The organism is Streptomyces sp. ISL-1 (assembly GCF_018614585.1).
Taxonomy (GTDB): Bacteria; Actinomycetota; Actinomycetes; order Streptomycetales; family Streptomycetaceae; genus Streptomyces; species Streptomyces maoxianensis.
This window is the reverse complement of sequence record NZ_JAGGOI010000010.1, coordinates 22632-38041: the sequence shown is the minus strand read 5'-3', so window position 1 is coordinate 38041 and position 15410 is coordinate 22632. Positions and strand designations below refer to the sequence as shown.

14 protein-coding genes are annotated in these 15410 nt (G+C 68.5%); 4 read left to right on the top strand and 10 right to left on the bottom strand.

Annotated features, from left to right (window positions below):
• Positions 1-7: 7 nt before the first annotated feature.
• The 8 genes from J7E87_RS36105 to J7E87_RS09285 form a co-directional block, all read right to left on the bottom strand.
• A complete protein-coding gene (locus J7E87_RS36105; protein ID WP_308312884.1) occupies positions 8-1852 on the bottom strand; it encodes a DUF6339 family protein in 1845 nt (614 codons plus the stop codon).
• Entirely contained in the window at positions 1852-2748 is an 897-nt protein-coding gene (locus J7E87_RS09315; protein ID WP_215091972.1) for a hypothetical protein, read from the bottom strand. Before J7E87_RS09315 ends, J7E87_RS36105 begins: the two co-directional genes overlap by 1 nt.
• Entirely contained in the window at positions 2745-4739 is a 1995-nt protein-coding gene (locus tag J7E87_RS09310) for a hypothetical protein (protein WP_215091971.1), read from the bottom strand. Before J7E87_RS09310 ends, J7E87_RS09315 begins: the two co-directional genes overlap by 4 nt.
• Entirely contained in the window at positions 4736-5761 is a 1026-nt protein-coding gene (locus tag J7E87_RS09305; protein ID WP_215091970.1) for a PD-(D/E)XK motif protein, read from the bottom strand. Before J7E87_RS09305 ends, J7E87_RS09310 begins: the two co-directional genes overlap by 4 nt.
• Positions 5758-8313 (bottom strand): Z1 domain-containing protein, encoded by a 2556-nt coding sequence (locus J7E87_RS09300; RefSeq protein ID WP_215091968.1) that lies wholly within the window; start codon positions 8311-8313, stop codon positions 5758-5760. The genes J7E87_RS09305 and J7E87_RS09300 overlap by 4 nt, the downstream gene beginning before the upstream one ends.
• Positions 8314-8585: 272 nt before the next feature.
• Complete coding sequence (locus J7E87_RS09295) at positions 8586-9020, bottom strand: very short patch repair endonuclease (protein ID WP_215091966.1); 435 nt, start codon at positions 9018-9020, stop codon at positions 8586-8588.
• A 45-nt stretch (positions 9021-9065) separates the two neighbouring features.
• The gene (locus J7E87_RS09290; protein WP_215091964.1) at positions 9066-10079 is read right to left on the bottom strand and encodes an SEC-C domain-containing protein; all 1014 of its coding nucleotides are present in this window, start codon (positions 10077-10079) and stop codon (positions 9066-9068) included.
• Positions 10080-10107: 28 nt separating this feature from the next.
• Positions 10108-10530, bottom strand: a complete 423-nt coding sequence (locus J7E87_RS09285; protein ID WP_215091962.1) for a DUF3592 domain-containing protein — start codon at positions 10528-10530, stop codon at positions 10108-10110.
• Positions 10531-10602: 72 nt separating this feature from the next.
• Here J7E87_RS09285 and J7E87_RS09280 point away from each other — a divergent pair, with 72 nt between their 5' ends.
• The 4 genes from J7E87_RS09280 to J7E87_RS09265 all read left to right on the top strand — a co-directional run bounded on the left by J7E87_RS09280 (position 10603) and on the right by J7E87_RS09265 (position 13681).
• Positions 10603-11406, top strand: coding sequence for a class E sortase (locus J7E87_RS09280; RefSeq protein WP_215091960.1), 804 nt, complete (start codon positions 10603-10605; stop codon positions 11404-11406).
• A gap of 112 nt (positions 11407-11518) precedes the next feature.
• Positions 11519-11848, top strand: a complete 330-nt coding sequence (locus J7E87_RS09275) for a DUF6412 domain-containing protein (RefSeq protein WP_215091958.1) — start codon at positions 11519-11521, stop codon at positions 11846-11848.
• A 99-nt stretch (positions 11849-11947) separates the two neighbouring features.
• Positions 11948-12691, top strand: a complete 744-nt coding sequence (locus tag J7E87_RS09270) for a YidC/Oxa1 family membrane protein insertase (RefSeq protein WP_215091956.1) — start codon at positions 11948-11950, stop codon at positions 12689-12691.
• A gap of 126 nt (positions 12692-12817) precedes the next feature.
• On the top strand, positions 12818-13681 hold the full coding sequence (locus J7E87_RS09265; protein ID WP_215091954.1) for a fumarylacetoacetate hydrolase family protein: 864 nt from the start codon (positions 12818-12820) through the stop codon (positions 13679-13681).
• A 147-nt stretch (positions 13682-13828) separates the two neighbouring features.
• On the opposite strand, the gene J7E87_RS09260 is transcribed toward J7E87_RS09265, so the two are convergent.
• Positions 13829-14308: a heme-degrading domain-containing protein gene (locus tag J7E87_RS09260; protein ID WP_215091952.1), complete on the bottom strand. Its 480-nt coding sequence runs from the start codon at positions 14306-14308 to the stop codon at positions 13829-13831.
• The gene (locus J7E87_RS09255; RefSeq protein WP_215091950.1) at positions 14305-15399 is read right to left on the bottom strand and encodes a Gfo/Idh/MocA family oxidoreductase; all 1095 of its coding nucleotides are present in this window, start codon (positions 15397-15399) and stop codon (positions 14305-14307) included. The genes J7E87_RS09260 and J7E87_RS09255 overlap by 4 nt, the downstream gene beginning before the upstream one ends.
• Between the last annotated feature and the right edge of the window lie 11 nt (positions 15400-15410).

The following is a 15410-nucleotide window of genomic DNA, read 5'->3' as shown; positions in this document are numbered from 1 at the left end:
GGTGATCCTAGCCTCGGAGAGCTGCTGCGATTGCCCGTCCGACGGCTGCCGCCAGGGGCGGAGGCATCGCGTGGCCGATCTGCCGGTATCGGGAGGTCTTGCCGCCGGCGAAGCGCCAATCCAGGGGTATCGCCTGGATCAACGCGGTTTGGTCGACGGTCAACTTGGGCAGGCCGTCCGCGGGGAAGTCCGCGTCCGGTGGGGTGTCGCCGAGGCTGTTGCCGTTCACGCCGAGCGCGGCCCATGCCTTCTTGCTGCCGGTGGGACCGAGGTCGGCACCACCCCGCCGTTCGGAGCCTCCGACAAGCGCGGGCGCGATGCGGTCAGCTCCCTTGATCCAGTGTTCTGCGCCGGTCCAGCCGCCTGCCGACATTGAGGGGCCGAGTATCTGGCCGACGGTGGGAGGCGGCACATTGTCCGGCTCGGGCCAGGAGAATCGGGAGTAGTAGGGGGCTTGGAGAGCGACCAGGAAACCACTGCTGCGGTTCTGTGGCACGCCGAAGTCCGCGGCATTGAGGATTCGCCAGCTCGATTGGTAGCCCGCATTCAGGAGCTCGGCTTCGATCCACGAGCGGTCAGCGTCGAAGTCCGGGCTCTCGACCAGGCCCGGGACATTTTCCAGAAGCAGGGCCCTCGGCTTGATGTCGCGTGCCAGACCGATCGCCGCCCTGAGGACGCCGCGCTCTTCCGTGTCCTCGGCGCGACCGACCGTGGCCGAGGATTTCACGCGCGGCAGTCCACCGCTGAGGAGATCGATGCCAAGCGTGTCAGGGCGCATGCCGGAGTGGAAATGTGCGACATCCATGCAGACCACATCCCACTCCGGCCTGTTGAGGTCGATCGTGAAGCAGGCATCGGCTTTGCTGTCGATGAGGAGCACGGGGTCGAATCCGGCACGCTCGAGACCTAGGGCCTGTGCTCCGGCCCCCGCACAGATCTCCACCGAGCGGAATCGACGGGGATCGGCCCACGTGACCGGAGCAGGCTGGGGAGTCGGTGACTCTTTGTCCTGCGACGCGGTCGCGGATCGTTCACGGGCATCGTCGTTCCGGGTTATGTCCTGCCCTGTCCGCGTGGTGTCGTCCCCGACGGGCGCGGACGGACGGCGCTGGGCATCGACGGACTCCTGGGCAACCGCGCGCAGTTCATCGTCCAGGGCGTGCTCCTCGATGCCGTCGAAGAGCACGAACGGGGCGAGCCGAAGCAGTCTCTTGAGGAAGTCGCGGAGGGTCTCGCGCTCGTTGAGGCCCGCTAGGTCGAGGTCGTTCCAGACGCGGAGGATGGCTCGAACCATGTGCGGACTTCCGCCGAGCGCGGCGCGGCGTGCGTAGATCTGATCGAACGCGGCCTCGCCAAGGATCTCGAGAGTGCCGTACGGCTCCGGGGCGTCGGGGGAGCGTACGAGCTGGGCCCGCCACCACAGCCTGCCGAAGACGTGCCGGGTGAGGTCCGTGCCGAGGACGCGGTCCTTCGGCGGCTGGGGGTAGCGCCAGAAGGCGACGTCCGGGAGCAGGACCAGTGCAAGGAAGGCCCAGACGTCCCGGGAAGCGGCCTCTGCGGGCACCATCCCCATCTCGGCGTGCAGCAGAGCGGCGAGCTCGAGGTCGAAGTCGGCGTTGCGTGCGCGGTCGGAGTTGTCCGGGAAGCCTGCACGAGCGGCGAGTCCGAGGACGCCACCGCGCAGTTCCTGGAGCTGACCGGTTGAGACACGGTCGCCACCCGTGGCCACGTACACCGACGACTCATGGGTGACGGCTACTCGATCGGCGAGTTCGACGATCGTCCTTTGCCGGTACTCCGCGAAAAGTGGTCCGGCCTGTTCGGAGAGCAACCGGGGATAGAGGAAGCTCATCACGACACCTCGAAGATCTTGACCGCCGCCTGCAGATCCGAGGCGAACAGGGCGGGTGACTGTCGTTGACGCAGGCGGATGTCGGTGACCGACTGCCCCGGGAAGAGTTGGTCGAACAGACTCAGCAGGGTGGCGCCCAGCGAGCCGTCGGGGAAGTCGGCGTCCTCGGCGAAGTCGTCGTTGCCGAGTGCGTGCTCGATCATGATTCGGGCGGCATCCGCATACACCGCGGAGAGCACGATGCGGTCCACCGGACGTGGCCTCCCCGCATTCTCGAATGCGTTGGCGGTGACCGTGTTTCGCTCGTTGACGAGCAGGAGCAGGGACCCCATGGTGGCGCTCTCCAGGCCCCCACTGATCTGCAGATGCCAGGCCGCGCCGTCGGGGAAGGAGGTTCGGGCGAAGTCGATCACCGTCATGGGGAACTGCGGCGCGTCGCCCTGGAGACGCAGTGACTCTCGATCGCTCCACAGCACGGAGCCGGCCCGGCGGGGCGAGGAGGGGCGGGCGTCGGTGCGGCGCTCGGCCAAGACGAGGGCAGTGTCGAGGAGGAGCAGCCCGCCGAGGTCGGCACCGCGCAGGAGGACATCGAATTCTGCCGTGATCACGCCGCTGTCGGTCAAGCGCGCATGTTCCGCCGGCCCGCTGAGGCTGGATCCGGTGGCCGTCCACACCACGGCGAGCGTGAGCGCTGCATCGGTCGGAAGGCCCGACTGCGATCGCGCTCGATCGAGTTCGACACGGACGGTCCTGCGCAGGTGCAGGTCCATCTTGTAGTCCCAGTCCGGCAGCGCCTCGGGCATGGCGACCTCGCCGTCCTCGGTCACCAGCCGCCACGGCTCGGTGGCGACGACGTCCTCGGACGGAATGCGATACGGAAGAACGCGTCGAGTCACGGGCCCTTCACCGCCTCGACCTTGACGCCGATCTCGGTCATGGTGTCCGGAGCCGGACGTACGACAGCACGCCAGACGGACTCGCCGCCCTCGATGACGCATGCCTCGGGGGCGTACAGGCGGCCGTCTCCGTCCTCCCAGCCGACGAGCACGGGCATGCTCGCCCCGATGGGCGGATCGGTCTCGCGCCCACCGTGGCCGGGGAGAGTGACGGCCAGATCGATCCGGACCCGCTGCGGACCGGCCACGGGTAGCCGGAACTCCTGGACGAGCACCGAATCGTCGCCGCGATCGTCGTAGTACGGCTCGCCGACGTATTGCACGCGCGGTCGACGGTGCGTGCCGGTTCCACCGTTCCCCGGTCCTTCGCCGAACGACCCCCGGTCGGCACCGAAGTCGCCCCGGCCGGCTGTTCCTTCGGCGGCGGGCCCTTCCGTTCCGGAGGGTGCACCGTTCGGAACGGGACGGCCCGAGTCGGGACGGGGCAAGCTCTGTTCCTCGTCCTTATCCTTTGAGGCACGGGCGGCAGTGCTGCCTGGCTTGGAGTAGGCGGTGGCACCGCCGATCCCCCAGGCTCCTCCGACCAACCCGGCGAACAGCGAACTGGCGGCGCCCAGCGCGACATTGCTGGCCCCGGGACGGGTGATCCCACCGAGGGAGAGCAGTCCGTCCAATCTTTCGCTGATGCGGGTGAACGTCGTCTGCACGAAGGTGCTCTCGGGCTTCTCCAGCGACTGCGGGTTCCAGGCGTCGTGCGTGGGCGGTTCGGCCCTCGCGTAGATCTCGTCCATGGCCTCGTCGGCTCTGAACACGCCGGCGTAGCCCTGGTTCGCGCTCGGCGGCTTCGGCCCCGGACGGTAGGCGACGACGAGCTCTGCGGGTCGCATCAGACACACGTGATGGACGACGTCCTCGATGTCGAGCATGCGTGAGGCGCGGGTCGGCTCGAGCGCCGGCATGATTCGCTTCACCAGCCCGAGGCGACCGAGATGGCGCTTGGGTTTCTTGCACTCCAGATCGCTGCCGTCCGGGCCGTTCATAGTCTCGTAGGCGGCGACGAACATGTTGAGCGGACGGATCTCCCGTGGATCCGGCACGGGGTGGTCGATGCCGTCGCAGGTGACGGAGAAACGCATGGCGGGAGGCTTGCCGCCCGTAGTGATCATCTTTGGCCAGAGGTGCCAGGTGATGGTCTCGGCCAGATAGTCGGCCACCTCGGCAGGCTCGAGCTCGCCCACGTTCGGATCGATGACAACGACGGTCGTCCCGGTCTCCTCGGGCCCGAAGGGCCTGAGGCCCAGGCGCTGAGCCGTGGCCTCCGCCTCAGTGCCGACCAGGGGTGCGACGACGTCTCCCGAGGTGTCGCCCCACCAGTGTCGACCGGTGTACCGGCGGTCCCCCTGGGGCTCGGCGGCTACGTAGCTCTTCCAGAGGGTGCAGCCGATGAGCCTGGTCTCGTGGCCTCCCTGCGCGGTGCGGCAGCGGGAGTGAACGAGGACGGTTCCGGACTTGGACAGCAAGTAGAAGATGCCCTTGCCGAAACCGTAGGTGCCGCCGCCCAGCGCAGTTTCGCGTGGCTCACCAATGTTGCGGATGAAGGAGACGAAGTCGCGGTCGGGGCCCACGGCGTCGTCGGCGCGCGTGGGTCCTCCGAGTCCTCGGGTGCAGCGGTCGGAGATGGCCAGGACCCGGGCAGGGCCGCGCTTGAGCGTTTCGCGCAGTGGGAACTTCTCCGCGCCCACGGGTGCGCCGTCGAGCAGAAGTTCTCGCCACACGCCGGTGTGCGCCGGGCCGACCGTCCAGATGTCGATGCGATAGTCGACCGGAGCGGAGGATGTCCTCAGACGTGCGTCCCAGCTGTTCTGGGCGGACTCGCGCACCAGGATGGTGAGTAGGTCGAGCTCCGGGCGTCCGAGCTGATTACGGATGCCCTCGGCGGCGCTCGCGCCTTCCGGGGGGTAGGGCTGGGAGAACCAGCGGGGCTCCGTCACGCGGACTCCTGGATCATGCTGTCGATCAACCGGGACACCTGGCCGGGCGCGAGGGGAGTGGGGGTCTGACCGGAGAGGTCGATGGTGTACTCGACGTCCAGTACCGACACCGGCACGCCGGCCGCGACGAGTGCCCCGCTCGTCAATCCGGGGAAGTCGGCGTCGACCCGGTACCACCTCTCCTCGTCGATCGCGAAGCGCACGCCGTGGTAGCAGTTGGCGTCGGAGAGGCGGTAACCGGCCTGCGCGAGCAGTTCGAGAAACGCGGCCTCGTCGTCGCACAGCCGAAGTGCCTGCTCGACCAACTCCGTGAATGCGGTGCCGACACCGTTCACGCCGGTGGGGTGCAGGCGGAACCAGGCCAGGCAGAGCATCCCGCTCTCCGGCGCTTCGAGTTGGTCGAGCCCATGAATCCGGGGCCTTCGCCCTTCGCTATTGGTGCTCGCCTTCACTTCTATGGCGTTGGTCGTGGCCGAGAAATCGTGGCGGTAGCCCTCAGGTCCGCGCCAGAGCAGGTGCGCACTCGGATCCTGCTCAAGAAGCCGGTGGAGCACTGTCAATTCACCAAAGAGTCCGGCGAGTTGCTCGGTCCCCAGCGGCGTTCCCTGCGTTCGAAAGAGCGCCTTCCACCGGTCCAGGACAAGGTAGAGCGCCTTGACGGGATCTTTGGGAAGCTCTGCGACAGCACCCAATACGTCCACGCACAGCTCTGTGAACAGATCACTGAGGTCGTCGCGCAGACAGGCAAGATCGGCGTAGGTCTGGTAGGTCTCCGCGTCCTCCAGCGGCCGCTTGCGCAACCGGAGCACTGGGCCGTTCAGGCCAGGGCGGACCTTGCGGTGTGCATGGATCGGCACCAGTACGTGGCGGTGCCCGTCATGGTCGACAGCCACCGCCAACGGCCCGCTCTCGGTGACAACAGTCAGCTCGGCGACCCGCAGGCGACGCTCCCCCGTGGTCTGCTCGGCCTCCAGCGCGGTCCACTGCTCCTCGACGAGACTGCGGAGCTCATCGTCGTTCATGCGCCCTCGCCGTCGAGGAGGCTGAAGTCCTCCTCCTCGATCCGGACGCTGGACAGGTCCGCGGAGATGTAACTCTCCACCGTGCTGTCACCATGCTGCGGCGCGGGGAAGACCAGGCCGACGCCGATCACGTGTTCCTCCGCGTTCAAAGGTGCACGCAGCCTCTTCGACGGGCTCGGCGCGGACACCTTGTCGATCGGGTACAGGACCAGCAGGCCGGTGTCGGGAAGGTGCTTCCGACGCTCGTCCATGATTTCTTGCTCGTTCAGCTTCGCCGTGTCCCCGGCCAGATCCACCGCGGCGTCGCGACGGCTCATCAGAGTCTTGATGTCCGCGAAGTCCGGGGCGGGATTGGGGAGATCGAGGCGGGCGCGGTTGTTCCGCCCGAGGCTCACCCCAGGGGCAAAGGTGAACTCGTCCCCCTTGGGAGGGAGGCCGACGACCGCGACGTTCCATCGCCCCAACGATCTGGCCTGGGAAACTCGCTTCCGGATGTAGTCGATGATCAGCTTCGCGTCGTTCTCCGGTGATTCCTCGTGGAACTTGTACCTCGACAAGAAGTCGGTCACGACTTCGTGCGGGACGCCACGGAAGACGTACCGGCCCTCCGCAGACCGCTCCGACACCCTGACTGCGTTCGCGACAGAGGCAGCGACCAGAGCGCGTGCGGCGTCGATGTTGCCGCGCAGCCAGTCGGCGTTGGTGTGGAAGTAGTGGGTCTGGACCCGCTTGCCGCCATAGGACGAGGACGCCGTGACGGCGTCGCGCATCTTGGCAGCCGCGGTCACACGCAGGGCCGGGTGTGTGCGCAGCCGCACAGCGAAGGTGAGAGGAGTCTCGTCCTCGGTCATGTAGATGTCGATGTCCCGGCGCATCTCGGACTCGACCGTGGCCAGGTGCCGGAACCATTCAGCCAGCTCGTCCGTCATCCAGATCCGAGGCAGGTCGGCGTAGCCGTTCCGGAAGCCGAACCAACGGCCCATCTGCAGCAAGGTGTCGTATGCCGAGACCGCGCGGACGAAGTAGCTGACCGAGAGGCCCTCGAGCGTCAGTCCCCGCGAGAGTGTGTTGCCGCCCACGGCGATCGCCACGACGGAACCGTTCTCGTAGTCGAGGCGGTCCTCGCTGCTGGAGTTGTCCATGATGACGCGGCAGCTGTCGAGGACACCCGGGAGTTCGGGCACCAACTGCTCGAACGACACCTTCGCTTCACCGAAGTCCTCGGCCGGGACGCGGTCGGTCTCCCGCTCCCAGAGACCACGGAGCCGGGCGAGGAGCTCGGCGTCTGTCAGGGACCGCGCGGTTCGGTCGCGCAGATGCTTCAGAGGCCTCTCGAAGCTGTTGTGCACGGCGGTGTTGACGCTTGTGTGGATCAGCATCGTGCTGTGCGAGGTGCCAGTACCGCGTACTCGCCGCGCGGCAGTGACCAGCCAGAAGTATTCGACCGACTTGCGAAGGGTCTCGGTGATGATCGGTTCGAAGCCTTCGACGTCGGCCCTCGTCTCTGGGCGTACGCACGACACGTCGTCCGCGGGCACCGACCGGATCATGTCGTATCCGTCGTCGACCTGCTCCGGGTCCTCACCGTCGAGGGCGTAGCGACCGAAGAGGACCTCGGTGCCGAAGTGCCCTGCGGGCTTGGGCAGGTTGACGACAAAGTCCTTGGGGTACAGGTCCTCGGCGCTGGGGTCGATCAGCAGGTTTGCGAACGGCGAGGCCGTGTAGCCGACGTAGGCACTTCGCGGCAGGCTGCTCATGATGTTCAGGATCAACGGATTGATCGACTTCGTCGCCACGGTGGCCTGGTCGGCCTCGTCGTCGATGATCAGTGCGGGGCAGTCACCGAGGTAGTCGGACGCCTTGTCGAGCCATCGGGCGAGCTTTCGGAGCACCGTGGCGTTCTTCTTGACCACGCACAGTACGTGCGTCTTGTTGCTCCGCCCGAAGTACGATGCCGGGTTCTCCTGCGGGGTGAAGTCCTTGTCGAGTCCGGTCAGTTGGGACCACATCGAAGGATTGGGCTCCACGAGCTGCTGCACCAGTCGGGCCTGGGTCTGACGCCGCAGGCCGTTGTGGATGCCGGCCAGGACGATGAAGAGCTTGTAGCCGCGGTCGGCCGCCTTGGCCATGACCGAGGTGAAGTTGGTCGTCTTGCCGGACTGTACGTATCCGACGACGAGGCCTCGGGTGGAGAATGCCTTCTCCTTGGGATGGTTGAGCAGCGAGACGACGCGGGTGGAGGAATCGTCGAGGCTCTTGATCGCCGGCTCCTGAGGCCATCCGTCCTTGTGTAGCAGATCCACGATCGCGGGCCAGCATTTGTCCTTGGCGTGCGGACCGGTGTACCAGGTGTCGCGGTTGCCCAGAACCACCGCGTGCGGTTCCTCGAGCTCCTTGATCCGTATGGTCTGCTGCTCGTGGCGTCCACGGATCTGCTGGATGATTTCCGGGCTGATACCGAGTCGTTCGAGTCGCTTGACTGCTTCGGCAGGGGGAAACGAGTCCAAGAGCGCCTTGAACGTCCCGTACATTTCGTCGAATTCTTCGGTCATGGAAGTCGACCGTCTCCCGCCCTCGCTCGCCCAGACCGGTTTCCGCAGGCCACGATGTCACCCCGGATTGCTCCGTGAACGACGCATGCAGACTGGGACCGGCACACCCCTCATATGCAGTGCCTACACACTATTGGGTGACATGCGCGCTGGTGAGCGAAACAACGTCACGATCGGCTGCACCGCGACAGGATGTGCGATTCGTGGCGGAGAGGGCTAGCGCTGGCCGATCCGACACACGGCCGGGGACAGCCCGAACGTTGCCAAAGCCTTCAGTCAGGCTCCGCCGAGGGGCGCCGCTTGGACGCCACCGCGGCGGTGATCCGTCGCGCGACGTCCTCGGCCGACTCGTGCTCCCAGAACCTCAGGACCGACCAGTCCTCGGAGAGCAGGCGATCGGTCGTCTCGCGGTCACGCGCCATATTCCGGTCGAGTTTCGAGCGCCACCATTCCGCATTCGCCCGCGGACTCGTGGCATGGTCCGGACAGCCGTGCCAGAAGCACCCATCGAGGAACACCGCGATCCTCAGCTTGCGGAAAGCGATGTCCACGTTCCGGCGCGGCATTCCCGGGACGGCAACGTGCAGCCGATAGCGCAGGCCGGCGCCGTGCAGCAATCGACGAACGGCCAGCTCCTGCGTCGTGTCACGCGACGCCTGACGACTCATGCGCGCGGCGACGGCCGGTGACGATGCGGTGGGGCGCATGGAACCAGTCTCCACCATGAACTCGCACGGCGAGGTGGTGAGGGCTCATTCCTGAGCCGCGCCTCCGTGACAGTCCCGGTACACACTCCCCGACCCGCACCAGCAAGCCGCCCCCCTCGCCGGTGGCCACGCCACCGCCCTGCCCCTCGCCGCCAGCGTCGTTGCGTACTGCGGCAGCAGGTCCGCGTTTGCCGGGGATGACTGTTCCGAGGCTGCGAACGCCTCGTACGACGGCACCGTCGCCGTCACGATGCCCAGGTTCCCCGTGCCCGTGGATGACAGGTCCCGCAGCGAGGCCTCGATGTCCGTCAGGTGCGCCCTCTGGGTCGGGTACTCCGATTCCAACTCGGGGTAGGCCGTGAGCAGTTCGGTCAGTTCGTTCGCCGGCCAGTGCAGGACCGCCACCGGGAACGGGCGGGACAACGCCGAGCGGTACGAGCCCAGTTCGGAGCGCAGGCGCGCGATTTCCGCCTTCAGTTCGGTCGGGTTGTCGGAGCCCAGGGCCCACAGGCGATTCGGGTCGTGGAGTTCGTCCAGGGAGATGTTCGACGCGTGGCCCCGGTCGGCCAGGGCGTCCCACTCGTCGTGGGGCAGGCCCAGCAGGCGGCGGACGCGGTGGCGGCCCGTGAGGAGGGACTGGATGTTGTACGGGACTGGCTCGTCGTCGCCCGCGGGGAGGAGCAGGGTGAGCGCTGTCGTGAAGCAGTCGTGGGACGCCTCGAGCTCGTCGTGTGACTCCAGCGTCTCGGCGATGATCTCCCAGGGTGCCGCGTCCGCCGGGGCCGCCGTGCGGATGCCGTTGATCAGGGCGCGGGCCTCCGCCTCGTGGCCGTACTCCCAGAGGTTCGCCGCCTGGAGGGCCTTGATCAGCAGCGGGTGCTCGGGGCCGGCCGCGAGCATGCGGTCGTAGAGGGTCGAGGCGCGTTCGCGGTCGCCCGCCAGCTCCAGATGGGCCACGGCTTGGAGGAGCAGTGGCTCATGGTCCTCGGGGTACTGCGCGGCGGTACGCAGCAGGCGCTCGGCTTCGGTGGTGTGATCGGCAGGCGTGTCGGGGCGCATGGTGGACACCGTACTGCTGTACGGGGGTTCAGAGGGATGAGCCGATTCTCACGAGTACCGCCACCAGCGATCCGACCCAGAGCGTCGTTCCCAGAGCCAGCGTGAGGAGCGCGTTCGAGCGGGCGGCCGGTGAGTCGACCTGCGCGTGCTGCGGGTTGTGCGGGGTGTAGAGGACGCGGACCCGCGAGCCCTCGGGGAGCCGGTGCGGGCTGCCGGAGTTGTCGATCAGCGGGTGCTCGACCTCCGTGCCCTCGTCCGTGGTCCAGCGCACGATCGGATGGGCCGTGGAGTACGACGCCTCACGCGTGGCTATGTGGCCCGTCACCGTGCCCAGTGCGCTGCGGCCGGTGCTGCGGACGAGCTCGGCCAGGATGTAGTTCGTGCCTTGTACGGCGCAGATCGCCAGGCCTGCGAGGAAGGGCACGAGGGTCAGGAACCAGAAGGGACTCATGGGACGCCATCGTATGAGTCGTAGGAGGTCCTGGGTCTGGTGAGTTGACGGGGCAGCCCCTATGGTGCCGCCGTGCGGCAGCGGGAGCGGATACCGGTCGTGGTGCAGGGGCGCAGCTCGCGGCGGCGGGCCACGCTCGCCCATGGACTGTGGGCCGGGGCCGAGGTCACCGTGACCCTCGGGGTCGTCCTACTCCTCCTCGTCGTACATCAGCTGTGGTGGACCAACCGGCAGGCCCGGCAGGGTGCCGAGCACAGGGTTGAGGCTCTGGAGCAGGAGTGGGAGGGCCCTGCCGGCGATGTCGGGGAGGACGTTTCAGAGGGCACGGGGGACGTTGTCGATGAGACCGCGCCGGGCGAAGACGCCGAGCCGTCCGCCCGTGATCAGCCCGCCGCGCGGAAAGCCGCGCCCCGCTGGGACCAGGCCTACGCCGTCCTGCGCATCCCCCGCCTCGGCGTCGTCGCGCCCGTCGCTCAGGGCATCGGTAAGAAGGGTGTCCTCGACAAGGGGTACATCGGGCACTATCCGCAGACCGCCCAGCCCGGCGAGGCCGGGAACTTCGCCGTCGCCGGGCACCGCAATACGCACGGCGAGCCCTTCCGGTACATCAACCGGCTGCGCGGCGGCGACGAGATCAAGGTCGAGTCGCGCGACGGGATGTACGTGTACGTGGTGGACCAGGGGGTGTCGCAGACCTCGCCCCGGGACACCGGCGTGATCGATCGCGTGCCGCGCAGCATCGTGAAGCCGGAGGCGGGCTACGGCGAACCGGGGTACTACCTCACACTCACCACTTGCACGCCCGAGTACAGCTCCCGGTACCGGCTCGTCGTGTGGGGGAAGCTGAAGTCGATGAGCCCGCGCCAGGGCCGCTGACGTGCATGAACGTCGCCCTCATGCAGGCCGTACTTGTGGAGGATCCCGCCCCCGAGACCCGTCGTGTATAACGGCTGAAGGGTTCGAGGAACCGATCTGAGGAGGGCTGGGCATGGAAGGGCGTCGACTGTTGCGGTCCCTTCGGCCCGCCGCGCTGCTGCTCCTCCTCCTCGTCGAACTCGTCGAAGTTCTGCTCATCGACGGCGGCAGCCTCTCCGCCGCGGTCGCGCTCGCCGCGACCGCCACCGCTGCCGCCGGTTCCGCGCTCGTCGTCTGCGCCGTCATCAGCGCGCGCTGCGCACCCGCCGTGCCCCGCACACGGGTGCGCACCGCCATCCGCGACCGTGAGCAGCGCACGGCCTTCCTGCCGCAGCGCGATCCCGACGCGAAGGGCCGGACCAGGCCCCGAGCGCCCGGTTGTCCCCTCCTGACGGCCGCGTAGAGGCACCCGCTCGCACCACAGCACCCACACAGCCCCTCGCGGGTCGTCATGCCGCCATGTCCTCATCCCGGCACGACGAGACCCTCGGAGGGCTCACCCATGTCCGTTTTCGCCAGCTTGGTCGCGCACCTCGCCGACCTGCTCCAGCCGCTGTTCCACACATCCGCCACCGCCGCCGCGATCATCGTCTTCACCGCGCTCGTACGCCTCGCCGTCCATCCCCTCTCGCGGGCGGCAGCCCGCGGCCAGAAGGCCAAGGCGAGGCTCTCGCCGCAGATCGCCGAGCTGCGCAAGAAGCACGCCAAGAACCCGGACCGGATGCAGAAGGCGTTCATGGAGCTGCACGCGAAGGAGAAGGTCTCGCCCTTCTCCGGCTGCCTGCCGAGCCTGCTGCAGCTGCCCGCGTTCTTCCTGATGTACCACCTGTTCTCGAGCGCGCGGATCGGCGGCCAGCCGAACGGTCTGCTCAGCCATACTCTCTTCGCCGCGCCGCTCGGGGACCGGTGGACCGACGCTCTCGCGCACGGCGGGGCTTTCGGGAGCGCCGGCCTGGTGTACGTCGCGCTGTTCGCGATCGTCGCGGCCGTGGCGACGTACAACTACCGGCGTACGAAGCGGCAGATGGCGGGCGCCACGACGGACCAGCAGCTTCCCGGCATGGGCGCGATGAGCGCGATGACGAAGGTCATGCCGCTGCTCTCCTTCGCGACCCTCCTCACCGTGGCGTGGGTGCCGCTGGCCGCCGCGCTCTATGTCGTCACCAGCACCACTTGGACGGCGGTCGAGCGGGCGTTCCTGTACCGGGACATGCCGGTCGCGGGTGTGCTAGCTACCACCGCGTAAAGGTCCAGGTTGTGAACGGGGTCTTGCAGAGTGGTCCGACGTCTTGGAGGATCAGCCAACCCTCCGATCCCTCGATGGCCGCTACCCGTCGCCCGGGCTCGCACTCTCGACCAGGGGAGAAAGACCATGAAGCTGCTACGTGTCGGTACACCGGGCGCCGAGCGACCGGCCCTGCTTGACCAGAACGGGACGACCCTGCGCGACCTGTCAGGCCTTGTCACGGACATCGACGGGGAGCTGCTCGCCGACGCGTCCGCCCTCGCCCGGATACGGGCCGCGGCCGAGGCCGGCGAGCTGCCGCCCGTGCTGGGCGCCGATGGCCTGCGTACGGGAGCGCCGCTCGCCCGGATCGGCAAGGTCGTGTGCATCGGGCTGAACTACCACGATCACGCGGCCGAGACGGGCGCGGCGGCACCGGCCGAGCCGGTCGTCTTCCTCAAGGCCGCCGACACGGTGGTCGGGCCGAACGACACCGTGCTGGTGCCGCGCCGCAGCCGCAAGACCGACTGGGAGGTCGAGCTCGCGGTCGTGATCGGGCGTACGGCCCGCTATGTGGAGGACGACGAGGACTCGCTGTCGTACGTCGCCGGGTACGCGGTCGCCCACGACGTCTCGGAGCGCGAGTTCCAGATGGAGCGCGGCGGCACCTGGGACAAGGGAAAGAACTGCGAGACGTTCAATCCGCTGGGCCCGTGGCTGGTGACGGCGGACGAGGTCCCCGACCCGCAGGCGCTGAGCCTGAAGCTGTGGGTCAACGGCGAGCTGAAGCAGAACGGCAGGACCGCGGACCAGATCTTCCCGGTGGCGGAGGTCGTGCGGTACGTCAGCCAGTTCATGACGCTGTACCCCGGGGACGTCATCAACACCGGGACGCCGGCCGGGGTGGCGCTGGGGCAGCCGGAGCCGAAGCCCTTCCTGCGGGCCGGGGATGTGGTGGAGCTGGAGATCGACGGCCTTGGCCGCCAGCGCCAGGTGCTCAAGGACGCGTAGCCGCCTCCCCGGGAGGGGCCCTGAAGCGGGGTGCCATGCCGTGAGGCGTGGTGCCGTGAAGAAGGTGCCGCATCCCGCAGCGGGGGAGCTGCGGGATGCGGCGGAAGGGGCCGCGAGGTACGGGGGATGAACTCGCGACCCCTGGTCTCAGACGGCGATGAACCGCTCCAGCGCGTCGACCACCATCGCGTGGTCCTCCGCCTGGGGCAGGCCCGACACCGTGACCGTGCCGACGACGCCCAGGCCGTCGACCGCGATCGGGAACGATCCGCCGTGGGCCGCGTACAGATTCGGGTCCAGGCGCGAGGAGGCCTCGAACGTCGTGCCCTTCGCGCGGTGGCGGGCGCCGACCAGCAGCGAGCTCTCGCCGTACCGCTCGACGACCCGGCGCTTGCGGTCGATCCACGCGTCGTTGTCGGCGCTCGACCCCGGCAGTGCGCAGTGGAAGAGCTGCTGCGCCCCGCGGCGGATGTCGATGGCGACCGGCGCCTGGCGCAAATAGGCCATCTCGACCAGCATGCTGCCGAGCCGCCAGGCGTCGTCGTGCGTGAACCGCTTCATCGTCAGCCTGCGCTCCTGGTCGACCAGCTCGTCGACGGTGAGCGGCGCGGGTGTGGGCGCGGTCATGCCGAGACCTCCACGGTGATGCCTTCGCGGGCGGAGCGGTGCGCGGCCTCCAGGACGTCCAGCGCGGCCGCGGCCTCGTGGGCGGTGACCGGCGGGGGCGTACCCTCGCGCAGGGCCGTGGCGATGCCCTCGTAGTACGCCGGGTAGTCGCCCGGCACCGTCTCGACCGGGCCACCGCCGCCGGTCATCGGGGACTCGCCCGCGCCGATCCGGCCCCACAGCGACTTGGGCTCGACGCCCCAGCTCGAGCCATTCCTCGGGCGCTTGCCGTCGCGCAGGTCGGCCTCCTGCGGGTCCAGGCCGTACTTCACATATCCGGCCTTCGAACCCAGCACCCGCAAGCGCGGGCCGAGCTGCGCGGCCGTGGCACTGGCGTACAGGTGCGAGCGCACTCCGTTCGCGTGCGTCAGCGCGATGAAGGTGTCGTCGTCGGTCTCGGCGCCCGGGCGGCGTACGTCGGCCTCGGCGTAGACCCGCACGACCGGGCCGAACAGGGTCAGCGCCTGGTCGACGACATGGCTGCCCAGGTCGTACAGCAGACCGCCGATCTCCTGCGGGTCGCCGGACTCGCGCCAGCCGCCCTTGAGCTGCGGACGCCACCGCTCGAAGCGGGACTCGAAGCGCTGCACCTTGCCGAGCTCGCCGTCCGCGATCAGCTGCTGGACGGTGAGGAAGTCGTCGTCCCAGCGCCGGTTCTGGAAGACCGACAGCAGCAGACCGCGCTCGTCGGCGAGGGCGGCGAGCTCGCGCGCCTCGGCGGCGGTGCCGGCGAGCGGCTTGTCCACGACGACGGGGAGGCCGGCCTTGAGCGCGGCGGTGGCGAGCGGGACGTGGGTCTTGTTGGGGGAGGCGATGACGATGAGGTCGAGCTCACCCGCGCGCTTCCACAGCTCGTCGGGCGAGGCCGCGAAGCGCATGTCGTCGCCGAACTCGGCGCGGGCCTGCTCCCGCCGCTCCGGGTCCGAGGTGACGATCGTGTCGAGGGCGAGGCCCTCGGTGGCGGCGATCAGCGGGGCGTGGAAGACGGAGCCCGCCAGGCCGTAGCCGACGAGTCCGACTCGGAGAGAGCCGCGGGTGCCGGTACCAGTCATGGTTCTACTTA

What these genes read in the sequence shown, in the direction of transcription:
- J7E87_RS09285 (WP_215091962.1), bottom strand. Translation starts at nt 10,530, where the DNA reads ATGAGTCCCTTCTGGTTCCTGACCCTCGTGCCCTTCCTCGCAGGCCTG.
- J7E87_RS09290 (WP_215091964.1), bottom strand. Translation starts at nt 10,079, where the DNA reads ATGCGCCCCGACACGCCTGCCGATCACACCACCGAAGCCGAGCGCCTG.
- J7E87_RS09265 (WP_215091954.1), top strand. Translation starts at nt 12,818, where the DNA reads ATGAAGCTGCTACGTGTCGGTACACCGGGCGCCGAGCGACCGGCCCTG.
- J7E87_RS09295 (WP_215091966.1), bottom strand. Translation starts at nt 9,020, where the DNA reads ATGCGCCCCACCGCATCGTCACCGGCCGTCGCCGCGCGCATGAGTCGT.
- J7E87_RS36105 (WP_308312884.1), bottom strand. Translation starts at nt 1,852, where the DNA reads ATGAGCTTCCTCTATCCCCGGTTGCTCTCCGAACAGGCCGGACCACTT.
- J7E87_RS09255 (WP_215091950.1), bottom strand. Translation starts at nt 15,399, where the DNA reads ATGACTGGTACCGGCACCCGCGGCTCTCTCCGAGTCGGACTCGTCGGC.
- J7E87_RS09300 (WP_215091968.1), bottom strand. Translation starts at nt 8,313, where the DNA reads ATGACCGAAGAATTCGACGAAATGTACGGGACGTTCAAGGCGCTCTTG.
- J7E87_RS09270 (WP_215091956.1), top strand. Translation starts at nt 11,948, where the DNA reads ATGTCCGTTTTCGCCAGCTTGGTCGCGCACCTCGCCGACCTGCTCCAG.
- J7E87_RS09305 (WP_215091970.1), bottom strand. Translation starts at nt 5,761, where the DNA reads ATGAACGACGATGAGCTCCGCAGTCTCGTCGAGGAGCAGTGGACCGCG.
- J7E87_RS09260 (WP_215091952.1), bottom strand. Translation starts at nt 14,308, where the DNA reads ATGACCGCGCCCACACCCGCGCCGCTCACCGTCGACGAGCTGGTCGAC.
- J7E87_RS09275 (WP_215091958.1), top strand. Translation starts at nt 11,519, where the DNA reads ATGGAAGGGCGTCGACTGTTGCGGTCCCTTCGGCCCGCCGCGCTGCTG.